At 57.9% G+C, this 11,866-nt stretch carries 8 protein-coding genes and 1 tRNA gene; 3 read left to right on the top strand and 6 right to left on the bottom strand.

What is annotated here, in order from left to right; genetic code table 11:
• Positions 1-76: 76 nt before the first annotated feature.
• The gene (locus QZ383_RS06935; protein WP_291444176.1) at positions 77-2,893 is read right to left on the bottom strand and encodes an FAD-binding and (Fe-S)-binding domain-containing protein; all 2,817 of its coding nucleotides are present in this window, start codon (positions 2,891-2,893) and stop codon (positions 77-79) included.
• 367 nt (positions 2,894-3,260) lie between these two features.
• Between QZ383_RS06935 and QZ383_RS06930 the strand changes: the two genes are divergently transcribed.
• Together QZ383_RS06930 and QZ383_RS06925 are read left to right on the top strand one after the other, a co-directional pair.
• Positions 3,261-4,988, top strand: a complete 1,728-nt coding sequence (locus QZ383_RS06930; protein ID WP_291444175.1) for a C69 family dipeptidase — start codon at positions 3,261-3,263, stop codon at positions 4,986-4,988.
• A 38-nt stretch (positions 4,989-5,026) separates the two neighbouring features.
• Positions 5,027-6,511 carry an L-serine ammonia-lyase gene (locus QZ383_RS06925; protein ID WP_291444174.1) on the top strand — a complete coding sequence of 495 codons (1,485 nt, stop codon included), beginning with the start codon at positions 5,027-5,029 and terminating at the stop codon, positions 6,509-6,511.
• A gap of 777 nt (positions 6,512-7,288) precedes the next feature.
• On the opposite strand, the gene QZ383_RS06920 is transcribed toward QZ383_RS06925, so the two are convergent.
• Positions 7,289-7,708, bottom strand: coding sequence for a DUF86 domain-containing protein (locus QZ383_RS06920; RefSeq protein ID WP_291444173.1), 420 nt, complete (start codon positions 7,706-7,708; stop codon positions 7,289-7,291).
• Complete coding sequence (locus tag QZ383_RS06915; RefSeq protein ID WP_291444171.1) at positions 7,708-8,100, bottom strand: nucleotidyltransferase domain-containing protein; 393 nt, start codon at positions 8,098-8,100, stop codon at positions 7,708-7,710. Before QZ383_RS06915 ends, QZ383_RS06920 begins: the two co-directional genes overlap by 1 nt.
• A gap of 305 nt (positions 8,101-8,405) precedes the next feature.
• Here QZ383_RS06915 and QZ383_RS06910 point away from each other — a divergent pair, with 305 nt between their 5' ends.
• Entirely contained in the window at positions 8,406-10,046 is a 1,641-nt protein-coding gene (locus QZ383_RS06910; RefSeq protein WP_291444169.1) for a glycosyltransferase, read from the top strand.
• 61 nt (positions 10,047-10,107) lie between these two features.
• Here the strand turns inward: QZ383_RS06910 and QZ383_RS06905 are convergent.
• The 3 genes from QZ383_RS06905 to murI form a co-directional block, all read right to left on the bottom strand.
• Positions 10,108-10,197: transfer RNA gene (locus tag QZ383_RS06905), tRNA-Ser, on the bottom strand.
• A gap of 132 nt (positions 10,198-10,329) precedes the next feature.
• Positions 10,330-10,605 (bottom strand): HU family DNA-binding protein, encoded by a 276-nt coding sequence (locus tag QZ383_RS06900; protein ID WP_022659096.1) that lies wholly within the window; start codon positions 10,603-10,605, stop codon positions 10,330-10,332.
• 347 nt (positions 10,606-10,952) lie between these two features.
• Entirely contained in the window at positions 10,953-11,795 is an 843-nt protein-coding gene (murI, locus tag QZ383_RS06895; RefSeq protein ID WP_291444167.1) for a glutamate racemase, read from the bottom strand.
• Between the last annotated feature and the right edge of the window lie 71 nt (positions 11,796-11,866).

Below are 11,866 nucleotides of genomic sequence, written 5' to 3'. Positions count from 1 at the left end.
CGCCGTCAGGCACGGCATCTCATTTCCTGCATAAAACAGCGGGCGGCTCTCTCATGAGAACCGCCCGCTTTGCTGTTTATTCGCTGGCTTCGTCAACCAGATAGACGATGGAGTAGTAGGGGATGCCGCCGTGCAGCGACAGGCCGATCTGGCAGGTGCGGCTGGAGGAATAGCCCACCTCGCAGGTGCTTACCTGCATGCGCAGGCCCTTGAGCGCGGCCTCGTTGAGTTCGGGATGGGTAAAGCCTCGGTCGCCCGCCCAGCCGCAACAGTTGATGCCGTCCGGCACAACCACGGTTTCGGCGCACTTGCGGGCCAGCTCTTCCAGCTTGCCCTCAAGGCCCATCTTGCGCATGGAGCAGGTGGCGTGCAGGGCCACGGTCTTGGGCAGTTTTTTGAGCTTGAGCGTGTCCATGAGGTTCTCAAGGATAAACTGCACAGGCTCCATGAGCTTGATGCTGGGGTCGAGGGTCTGCTTCATGTGCAGCAGGCAGGGGCTGGTTTCGCACAGCACGGGGTATTCGCCATTGTTGCTGGCCTGACGCAGCGCCTTTTCCAGCTCCTGCTCTTTTTTGTGGGCGGCGTCTGCGAGACCCTTGCTGGCAAAGGCCATGCCGCAGCACAGCTTGTCCAGATTATTGGGCAGAATGACGTCATACCCGCCCTTGAGCAGCACGCTGATGACGGCTTCCGGTTCTGTACGGCGGTCGCTGTGCTCCTCGCCGGGGCCCATATTGCGGGCGATGCAGCTGGGGAAGTAGACGACCTTCTTGGCATTGCCGGAGTATGGCGTGGGCAGATAGACCGAGCCCCCGCCCTTGGGCATGTTTTTGTTCCACAGCGGCACCTTGTTGAAGGTCAGGCAGCGCAGGAGGCGCGAGCCGTCGCGCATGATGGTGGTGCCAAGGGCGCGGTGCAGGGCGTCCACGCTGTTGAGCGCAATGGACATGGCCTTGCAGGTTCCCGCAAAGTGGTCGGCAATGGAACCGGCAATCTTTTTGCTGAGCGATCCGGCGTCCTTTTTGCGCAGGCTCTTGATGAACACGCCCGTATCCACGCCCGCAGGGCAGCGGGGGCGGCACAGGCTGTCTGTGGCGCAGGTGGCCTTGCCCATGTATTCGTAGCCCTTTTGCAGCGTTTTCAGCTCGTTGCTATCAGGGGCAACCTCGCGCAGGCGGCAGATTTCGCGGTAGACGGTGATGCGCTGGCGCGGCGTGAGCGTCAGATCGCGCGAGGGACAGACAGACTCGCAGAAGCCGCACTCCATGCATTTGTCCACCAGTTCGTCGGCGGGGTGCAGGGGTTTGAGATTTTTGAGATGCCCCTGCGAATCGCTGTTGAGCAGCACGCCGGGGTTGAGGATGTTCTTGGGGTCGAGCAGGCTCTTGATGCTCTTCATGATGGCGTAGGCCTGGCTGCCCCACTCCAGCTCCACAAAGGGCGCGATGTTGCGGCCAGTGCCGTGTTCCGCCTTGAGCGAACCATCGTACTTTTCCGTAACCAGCTTGCAGAAGTCTTCCATGAATCCCTTGTAGCGGGCCACTTCTGCCGGAGCGCCAAAGTCCTGCCAGAAAACAAAGTGCAGGTTGCCGTCGCGCGCGTGGCCGAAGAGCGGGGCCACCGTGTAGCCGTGGCGGGCAAAAAGATCCTGCAGGTCTTTGGCGGCCTCGCCCAGCCTGTCGAGGGTAAAGGCCACGTCTTCAATGACAATGGAGGTGCCCACGGGCCGCATGCCGCCCACCGAGGCCAGAATGCCCTTGCGGATGAGCCACAGCTTGGTGAATTCCTCGGGTTTGTCGGTAAAGGCGTAGGGCCGCACAAAGGTCACGTTGCTGAAAGCCGCATTGATGGTGGCAATGTTCTTTTCAAGCTGCTCGTGGGTGGCGGCGCGGGTCTCCACCAGCAGGGAACAGACATCGTCGTCCAGGGTTTCCAGCCCTTCGGGCAGGCCGGGGGTGCCTTCCACCGAGCGCAGGGACGCCCTGTCCATAAGTTCCGCAGCCGCAACGGGTAGGGTTGCCACGGCAGAGGCCAGATCACAGGCGGCCTTGACCGTGGGCAGGAGCAGCAGGGCAGAGGCCTTGAAGGGGGCCTCCTCCACCGTGCGGTAAGTCACTTCGGCAATAAAACCCAGCGTGCCTTCGGAGCCGACCATGACATGCTGCAAAATTTCAAAGGGGTCTTCGTAATCCACCAAGGCGTTGAGGCTGTAGCCTGTGGTGTTCTTGATCTTGAACTTGCGCCGGATGCGGTCGGCAAGTTCGGGATTGTCCATGATCTGTTTGCGCAGGTCGGCAAGGCCGTTGAGAATATGGGCGTGGGTTCTGGCAAAGGCGGCGCGGCTTTTGGCGTCCGCCGTGTCCAGCATGGTGCCGTCTGCCAGCACCATGCGCGAGGAAACAACGGTCTTATAGGAGTTGTCGGAGGTGCCGCAGCACATGCCGCTGGCATTGTTGGCAAAGATGCCGCCGATAAAGCAACTGTCGATGGAGGCCGGGTCAGGCCCGATTTTTTTGCCAAATTCTGCCAGAATCTTGTTGGCCCCGGAGCCGATGATGCCGGGTTGCAGGGTGATGCGCTCGGCGTTTTCGCCCACGCGCCAGTTGCGCCAGCCCTTGCCTATGCGCACAAGGACAGAATCGGACACCGCCTGGCCGGACAGGCTGGTGCCTGCGGCGCGAAAGGTCACAGGCACGCGCATGCGGTCGGCCAGAGCCACCAGCTGCACCACTTCGGCCTCGTCCAGCACGTCCACCACGATCTTGGGGATCAGGCGGTACACGCTGGCGTCTGTGCCGTAGGCCAGCAGGCGCAGGGGATCAGTATGGATGCGGTCTTTGGGAATAAAGTCCAGAAGGGCTTCTTTGAATTCTTTGTAGGGAGAAGCAAGCATGGACAAACCTCCGTGGCGGTTCATGCCGTCATTGGGTGGGCGCTTAAAATAGCGCTGGGCGGGGAATTACTGCCGTTGAAACCTGGATGGGAACCCCGGCATTTCTGCAAATGCGGGGTGTGCTGATCTGGAGATGACAATAGATTACCAATAACAATTCTCGGCTCGGATTGCTACTGTTTTACATTCAAAAAGCACTTCGACCTGCGCAATCCTTGTGCCCCTGCCGCCCCTGCGTTACAAAAAAGAAAAACAGTTTGCTGATTTGATTTACAGCATTTCAGCGCCTCCGCTGGGGTTGTTGGCGTTTTTGCGTATCGGTTTGAGCATGCGGGATTTTACGGTCTGATTTTTTTATGGAGGTTCCATGAAGCGGCTGATCGTCTTATGCTGTGTTTCTCTGGCCCTGCTGCTGCCTCAGGCAGCCCATGCCTGCACCACCTTTATTGTCACCAGGGGGGCCAGCGCAGACGGCTCCGTGATGGTAAGCCATTCTGACGACAACGATCTCAACGACCAGTCCATTGTATACGTTCCCGCCCGCGACTGGCCGGAAGGCGCGCAGCGCCCGGTATATGATTCCGCCGTGGCGGTGAAGGAAAATCCCGCCACCAATACTTTTCTTGTTCCTCGCCTTTCCGACCCCAAGCGCGCGCCGGGCTATAACCACCCGGATACGCCGCGCACGGTTGCCATCGGTTTTATCCCTCAGGTGCGGCACACCTTTGCCTATATTGACGGCAACTACGCCATCATGAACGAGCATGGCCTCATGTTTGGCGAGTGCACAGATGGGGCGCACAATACCTGCACGGCAGAGCCGGGCAAGCGCATTTTCTATTCATCCGAGCTGGCGCGCGTGGCGCTGGAACGCTGCAAAACCGCCCGCGAGGCCATTGAGCTGATGGGCGCGCTCATTGAGCAGTATGGCTACTACGGAACGGGCGAAACCCTGCCCGTGGCCGACAAAAACGAAGCCTGGGTTATGGAAATGGCCCCTTCCCCGGCGGGAACCGGCGGCCTGTGGGTGGCCCAGCGCGTGCCTGACGGTCAGTTTTTTGTGGCGGCCAACGAATTTCGCATCCGCGACATCACGCCCGGCAACCCCGACCAGATGTACGGCAAAAGCCTGTTTGCCACGGTGGACAAGTACAACATGCGCAGCCCCAAGGACGCGTCCAAGCCTCTGGACTGGCTGACCACTGTGAGCGATGGCGAATATAACCACCCCTACTATTCGCTGCGGCGCGTGTGGCGGGCGCTCTCTCTGGCGGCTCCTTCGCTGAAGCTGCCCGCATGGGTGGAAAACGGCGCAACTCGCGCCTATCCCTTTTCCGTCAAGCCGGACAAGCTGCTGAGCCTGAACGACATCAAGCGCATGCACCGCGACCACTACGAGGGAACGGAATTCGACCTCACCAAGGGCACTGCGGCGGGGCCGTTTGGTAATCCCAACCGCATTATCGGCCCCAAGGATCCCAGCGGCGACGTGAGCCCGACCACCAAGCTTGAAGGCGCGTGGGAACGGCCCATGGGCATGTACTATGTGGGCTACACGACCATTGCGCAGTATCGGCCCGATGTGCCGGAACCGCTCGCGCTGGTGTGCTGGGTTGCGCTCGCTCCGGCGGCGGAATCTGTCTTTGTGCCGCTGGCGGTCGGCCCCATGCCCGCAGGCTACGAACAGGGCGACACCCGCCGCTTTGCCAATGATTCCGCATGGTGGGCCTATTCCCTGGTGAGCGATTACGCCAACATCCGTTACGACGTGATTTCTCAGGAGATTCAGACCAGAGCTGCCAGCATGGAAGCCGCCTTTGCCGCCCGCGTAGCCGCGCTGCAAAAGGAACTGGCCCCCAAGGCGGCATCATCCCCGGCGCAGGCGCAGGCTGCCTTTGCCAAGGCACTGCGGGCGCAGGCAGAGGGCGCGTTGCGCGACTGGCGAGAATTTTTCCCCCAACTGGTGGCGCGGCACTGTCAGGGTTTTCTCAACAGCCCGGACAAAATGGCCCAGAACATCGGCTACCCTGATGCATGGCTGCCCCGCACCAACTATTCCACCGGCCCGGTCTCGTATAAAAAGCCCCGGCAGTAGGCTTCGCAATCTGCCAGATAACTCAGGAGGATGCGTGTATGTACTGTAATCGTCGGCGTTTCCTGCAATCAATGGCTGTGACGGGCGCGGGCCTGTGCTTGCCCTCACTCACGTGGGCAGGTTTTGACCCCCTGTGGAAACCGGGTGGCGTGTGCGCCAATCCCATTGATGTGACCGTGTTCGAGATGTTCAAGATTGGCCCTGGCCCCTCCAGTTCGCACACCATCGCGCCCATGTCGGCAGGTAATGACTTTATCCATCTGTGCGCCCAGTTGCCGCAGGAGCAGCTTGCTCAGGCGGACGCCGTCAAGGTGCATCTGTACGGCAGCCTCTCGGCCACGGGCAAGGGGCACGGCACTGACCGCGCCGTGGCGGCGGGTCTGCTCGGGCAAAAGCCCGATGAATGCAAGGCCGAATTTCTGGACAACCTTTTTGTAAAACCGGACGACACTCGCACGGTAGTGCTTGGCCCGGCCCGGATTCCGCTCAAGGATTCGGACGTGATCTTTGAGCAGGGCACCATCGAGGCCCCGTTCAGCAACGTGCTGATCATTGAGTTGTTGGGCAAGGGCAAGCAGCTTGCTTCGCGTGAATACTATTCCGTGGGCGGCGGATTTTTGCAGTGGAAGGGCTGGAAGGCCCCGGACAAAGGCAAGCCCGTGCATGCCTTTGATTCCATGAATGGTTTGCTTGAAATCGTGAAGAACACGGGCAAGAGCATCCCGCTCATTATGCTGGAAAACGAAATGGCCATCACCGGGCAGTCGGAACAGAACATCCGGCAGGGCGCGCAGCGCATCATCCACGTGATGGACAGTTGCGCCGCCACGGGCCTTGGGCTGGAAGGCAAACTCAAGGGGCCGTTTGGTCTGGAGCGCCGGGCCAAGCTCATGCTGGAGCAGGCCGCCAGCTCGCCAGAGCCAGCGGATGCCTTTGCGGCGCGGCTGTCGGCCTACGGGCAGGCCGGGTCGGAAGAAAACGCCATGGGCCACCCCATTGTGACAGCGCCTACGGCAGGTTCGGCCGGGGTCATGCCTGCGGTGGTGCACATGCTCATCAAGGAGCGTGGCAAAACAGAGGCCGACCTTGTGGACGGCCTGCTGGTGGCCTCCATGGTGGGTACACTCATCAAGCGGCACGCCAGTGTGGCGGGCGCGGACGTGGGCTGTCAGGGCGAGATCGGCTCTGCCTCAAGTATGGCGGCTGCCATGCTGTCGCAGGTGATGGGCGAAACGCCCGATGTGGTTGAAAATGCGGCGGAATTTGCGCTGGAGCACCACCTGGGCATGACCTGCGACCCTGTGGGTGGCTATGTGCAGATTCCCTGTATTTCGCGCAACGCCATGAGCTCAGTGAAGTCATGGAACGCCTGGATGATGGCCCGCACCGGGCAGGGCACCAAGCACCCTGTGGGGCTTGACCTCTGCATCCGCACCATGAACCAGACAGGCCGCGACATGAAGGACGACTACCGCGAAACTGCGCGCGGCGGGCTGGCTTTGTTCTATACGCAGGGGTGCTAGGTATCCAACAGCCTTTTGCCTTTGAGGTAGCGCTAACGGCATCGGCTATTTTGGTGGTCGATGCCGTTTTTGTGGGCAACTAACTTATAATAATAGATTAAATATTATAAATATTTATGGAGACTCGTGTGAACTCCATGTAATAACAGCAATATTGCCCCAACCAGTTATATCCAAGTGGATATTGGGAGATCTCGCTTTGAAATATGTGCTTTCAATAGCAGCATACTCAAAATATATACTGTCTTTGTTGCCATCTTTATTTGAATAAAGGAGCCGATCATAATAAAGTAATAAAATATATAAGCCAGAAAGAGATTTCAAAAAATATTCAAGGTTTCCAGCCTGTATTGATGAGCGATTGTCATCTTTATGTCTTCGTAGGCTTTCCACCAGTCAGGCTTGCTGTCCGGTAGGCTTTACCACGGTGCAACCGTAAGTGACCATAAGGGCAAAAAAACTTCAGCATCACGGATGTCGGGATATAGCTCAAACAGTCGCGTTGCCGCGCTCCCGTTATCTTTTTTCTCAGTCATACGTTTGCGAATGATTTCTACGTCTGTGCAAGCCCGAAGAATGAGGGCAGAAAGCTCAAAGGAATGTGTTTTTAGATTATCTTCGCAGATATTGATGTACCTTGAAACATTGGACAGTTCTGTCTCAAGAATTTTAAATTTTTCCCAATGCTGATACCGGGGTATTGCGCTCTGAGCTGATCTCGCAACGAAGACAGGTCTTGCATGCTGTTCTCGATTGTATAAGGCAATGAGCAAGCATTTATGCCCGCGATTTCACCCAGGCGCTGATCTCGCGGCCAAATTCCGCAAAGTCTTCAATGTGCGTATGCGCCACGGCGTAGACCACATTCCAGTCCAGACTGGTGTATTCATGCACGGCGATATTGCGCAGGCCAACGCTCGTGGCGAGTTTGCGCGCTACAGCTTCGGAGAGTACCCCCTGCCGGTGCAGCAGCAAAAAGGCCTCCGCCATCGTTGAAGGCACCGCTGGGGAGTCGGCAAGGATGCTGGTGGCAATATCAATGCTGATCTGCACTGCGCGTTGCAGGTTCAGAATGAGAATGTCCTGGAGGTCAAAGTCCTCTGCGAGTTGCTGCGCATTTGCCGGGGTTTTCTGGCGGATGCGCTCCATGCAGCGCTGGAGTGAAACAAGCTTTGCCTTGATGACATCCGTATCCATCAGAACCCCCGTTCCAGACTTTTTTCAATGATTCTTTGGCGTAGCGGCTCCATGTCCGCCTGATCAAAAAGCATGCGCTTGAGCAGCATGGCATGTGCAGTGTCTGACCGCTTGAGGGCCAGTGTGCCTGTGGTCAGCACCTGACGTAAAATCAGCCCCCAGGCCGTGGACAGGTCAACAAGGTCAACTTCGCGCTTCACGGCAAGGCTAAGCTCTGCCATGAGTTCAAGCCGCGCCTCGGGCGAGAGTTGAGATGCCGCAAGTACAGCCACGTCCACATCGCTGTCGGGCCGCAGAGTGTCACGGGCTGCGGAGCCAAACACGAACGCCAACTGGATTTCTGGATGGGGCGCAAGCGTTCTTGCTACTTGTTGGATGAGAGTGGTTGGCATGCTGCGTTCCAGTATTGCGGTGATTGCTGCAACATAACAGCCAATATGCGGGATGACCAGTGGGCTAAGCGCACGTTGGAGCAAAAGGGCATGAGTACAGCGCGTGAGTCGTGTAAAGATGGTCAAATTGCGACGTTTCACTTGTAGAATGCAGCTGCAGTAATGAATGATAGCGTCTGAAAGGAAAGTGCATTACGGTGGCGCAGGGCAGGAATCTCCATGTGCCGCAGATTGCTGAATGAGCTTTTGCGCGCAGTCACGGGATTCAGATTTTTTGTCAGATATCAACCCGGCTGCAAAGGTGTATGAATATTCTGTTGATTGATTATGACCTTGGGGAAATGCCAGGGCACAATGTGCGGAGAGTTAATCTTGATGCCGCCGGTATTGTGCCTGTGCAACGGTTATTGGAAGATTCCTCGTCAGAAGGAGGAATCTTTCGGCCGGATGTGGTCATCCAGATGGAGCATATTGGCCGCAGGATTTTTTTGAGCGGTTTGGCCGAGCTGGGCTGCCCCAAGATATTTTGGGCGGTAGACAGTCATCTCAATCTTTTCTGGCAGCGATGGTACGGGAGGCTATTTGATGTGGTGCTTACACCCCATAAGAGCCTGTTCGCCGCAATGCCAGGGGAATGGAGGCTGCGGGACGTACGCAGTCTTGCCATTCCAGGCTCTGCCCGTCAGTGGCGTCCTCATGGCGCGCGCAGTCATGCGGCCTCGTTCGTAGGGCGTATCGATCAGAATCGGCTCCAGCGTTTCCGTTTTGCGCAGCTGCTGGAGCAGAGGCATGGTGTCGTCCCCTGCATTCTTTCTTTTCAGGACATGCTGGCTTTGTATGACGACACCCGCACACTGCCCAATGAATCCATTTGCCGGGAATTCAACTTCCGTATCATGGAAGGTGCTTCCTGCGGTTGTTGTGTGCTCACCGAAGACATTGGCGAAGATTTGGCGGTAAATTTTGAGCCTGGCAGTGAGGTCCTGACATATAAGCATGCTCTCGAGCTGGACGATCTTCTTTCCTTTCTGGCTGCGCGTCCGGCCATTGCAGAGAAAATCGGCAAAGCAGCCCAGCAGCGGGTGTTGAAGAGCCACCTTCACGAGCACCGGACTGCCAGGCTCATGGGCATGCTCCCTTCTCTTGCGGCGCAGACAATGGATCACAGTACTGCTGAGCGCGTCTTTGCCTTGGCCTGCATTCAGTGGGCGCGCTCAAATCCCGCTTATGAAAAGCACCTCCCCGCGCTGGGCGCTCTACTTGAGCACCTGCCCCCGCATCCGGATGTGCAGGCCATGCGCCTGCGCCTGCTTATGGAAAGCGGGCAGCTGGAACACGCACGGAGCCTGCTTGTCATGATTTTGAAAGCTGATGACAGCAGCTCCCGTCCGAATGACGGCGAACGCTCCTTTGATCTGCACACCGCCTGCGCCGTGGCGGCGCTCCGCCTGGGCGAGTTGCCGTTGTTCCTGACTTGCTTCGAGCAACAGTGGCATCTTTGCCCTGACCTTCCAGTTCCGCGAGACCTCTTTGAGGCCTGCATTGCCTGGGCCGATTTACTTGCAGGCACCGGGCGCATCTGTCAGCCGGGATTTCATTTTGACAGAACGCGGCACTGCCCGGAGACAGCCTTTGAGATGGCCCAGATGGCGCAGCAGTTCATCACAGGGGACGAAAGCGCCCGCCAGTGGGTACAAAAAATAGCGCAATGTACGGATAAAACGCCATTTTATTCCTTGGCGCTCGATTACAAGGCGCAGATCAGCCTTGACGCGCCGGAGGATTGGCGCTCCAGTCTGGCTTACGCCACAGCCTGCCTGAATACTTTTCTTCTTGATGACGGGCTTGCCGAAGCCTCGCAGGCGTATGAACTGGCCCGGTCTGCCGGAAGAGAAGACGCTTTTGCTGTTGCTGTGGATCCTCTGTTGCGCCGACGCCTTATCTAAAACGTCAAAAGGCGATCCTGTGTCAGGGTCGCCTTTTGAATGCAATAATTGCCGATATTTCTGGCGGAGGGGGAGGGATTTGAACCCCCGGAAGGCTTACACCTTCAACGGTTTTCAAGACCGCCGCGATCAACCGCTCTGCCACCCCTCCGCAGGGGTGTTTTCTCCGGCTTTATGCAGAGGCGGCCAAAATGCCGCGTACATGGCAGGAGAAAATATCGACGGCGCGATTACCCTGTGTGAAGGCAATAGCGCCGCCGAAAAAATTGTGTCGCTACGCCACTTACTTAATGGCGTCTTTCAGGCCCTTGCCGGGCGTGAACTTGGCAACCTTGCTGGCAGGAATGGTGATTTCCTTGCCGGTGCGGGGGTTGCGACCCTTGCGGGCGGCGCGCTCAACCACCTTGAAGCTGCCGAAACCGGTGAAGGTTACGGATTCGCCAGAGGCCAGGGCTTCGCGCAGCGAGGCCACCACGGCGTCAAGAGCTTCTTCGGCTTTGGCCTTGGTGGGCAGGCCGGCTTTGGCATGGATCTTTTCTACGAGCTCAGCTTTGGTCATGATGCTACTCCATAAAGGATTTCGGTTATTCCCTGCAAGCCGGACCGGATCGACTGCCAGAAGTCTGGGGCCGAGGCCGATTCGCCGCACTCAAAAGAAACAGCCGCAAAAAAGCCGCCAAGGCTTTTTCACGTCATGGGGGAATCGTAAGCAAAACCGCTTCTGCAGCGGTCAGAACTTTTGTTTCCTTACGTTAGGGGCGGTTTCCTGTCAACGAAAAAGCGCAGAATCCCGCGTCTGCTCTAGCTTTTCACGAAATACCGTTTGGGCAAACAGGCTCGGTACAAGAGTCTGCCCCTTACTGGAAGTTTTTTATCTACCCGAAATATAATGATTAAAAAATACTGTTATAGATCAACCAGGCATACTTCGTCATCGCCGAGGTTTCGACCCAGAAAAAGGCTGCCTGTCCGGGCAAAGCGGGCGGCATTATCAGTGGTCAAAAAGCGGTAGTGCGCGCCGCTATCCGCATGCCTCAGCAGGTTGGTGGCCCGCAGCTCGTCAGCCACGCACTGTGCCGTGGTTGCGGCAGAGTCCACTATGCGCACCTGCGGCCCCACCACGTTTTGCAGTGCTTCCTGCAATAGTGGAAAGTGCGTGCAGCCAAGCAGCAGGGTATCTGGTTCCAGATCGCCTGCGGGGGCGGCTCCCTCAAGTGGGAAAATGTCAGCCAGATAGCGTCTTGCAACGCCTTCCACAATGGGGCCGTTCATCCAGCCTTCTTCGGCAAGGGGCACAAAGAGGGTGCAGGCGCGCCCGGTCACCACTGCGTCAGGCCGGATGCGGGCAATGGCCTTTTGGTATGCGCCGCCGGAGATGGTGGCCTCTGTCGCCACTACAACTATATGACCGTTAGCGCTGGCTGCGGCAGCCGCCTGCGCGCCGGGATCCACCACGCCCATGACCGGCAGCGGGGCAAACTGCTCCCGCACTGCGGAAAGCGCCGCAGAGGTTGCCGTGTTGCAGGCAATCACGAGCATTTTAACGCCCATGTCCACCAGCTTTTGGGCGGCCTTGAGCGTATAGCGCGTGATGGTGTCGCGCCCCTTGGTGCCATAGGGCAGGCGGGCGGTGTCGCCAAGGTAGAGCAGATCTTCGCCTGGCAGGCATTCTGCCAGGGCCTTGAAAACCGTGAGGCCGCCCATGCCGGAATCGAAAAGACCAATGGGCAGCCGGGAAGAATCATTCATTGCAATTTCCTTTACTGTGCCGCGCGCGATACTGCAAAACGCACGCCTTGGGGGCTTTGCTGCCTGCCCAA

Source organism: Desulfovibrio sp. (genome assembly GCF_019422935.1).
Classification (GTDB): domain Bacteria; phylum Desulfobacterota; class Desulfovibrionia; order Desulfovibrionales; family Desulfovibrionaceae; genus Desulfovibrio.
Note: the sequence above shows the minus strand (reverse complement) of the source record. Positions and strands in the feature narration are given on the sequence as shown.

What these genes read in the sequence shown, in the direction of transcription:
- QZ383_RS06935 (WP_291444176.1), bottom strand. Translation starts at nt 2,893, where the DNA reads ATGCTTGCTTCTCCCTACAAAGAATTCAAAGAAGCCCTTCTGGACTTT.
- QZ383_RS06930 (WP_291444175.1), top strand. Translation starts at nt 3,261, where the DNA reads ATGAAGCGGCTGATCGTCTTATGCTGTGTTTCTCTGGCCCTGCTGCTG.
- QZ383_RS06925 (WP_291444174.1), top strand. Translation starts at nt 5,027, where the DNA reads ATGTACTGTAATCGTCGGCGTTTCCTGCAATCAATGGCTGTGACGGGC.
- QZ383_RS06920 (WP_291444173.1), bottom strand. Translation starts at nt 7,708, where the DNA reads ATGGATACGGATGTCATCAAGGCAAAGCTTGTTTCACTCCAGCGCTGC.
- QZ383_RS06915 (WP_291444171.1), bottom strand. Translation starts at nt 8,100, where the DNA reads ATGCCAACCACTCTCATCCAACAAGTAGCAAGAACGCTTGCGCCCCAT.
- QZ383_RS06910 (WP_291444169.1), top strand. Translation starts at nt 8,406, where the DNA reads ATGAATATTCTGTTGATTGATTATGACCTTGGGGAAATGCCAGGGCAC.
- QZ383_RS06900 (WP_022659096.1), bottom strand. Translation starts at nt 10,605, where the DNA reads ATGACCAAAGCTGAGCTCGTAGAAAAGATCCATGCCAAAGCCGGCCTG.
- murI (WP_291444167.1), bottom strand. Translation starts at nt 11,795, where the DNA reads ATGAATGATTCTTCCCGGCTGCCCATTGGTCTTTTCGATTCCGGCATG.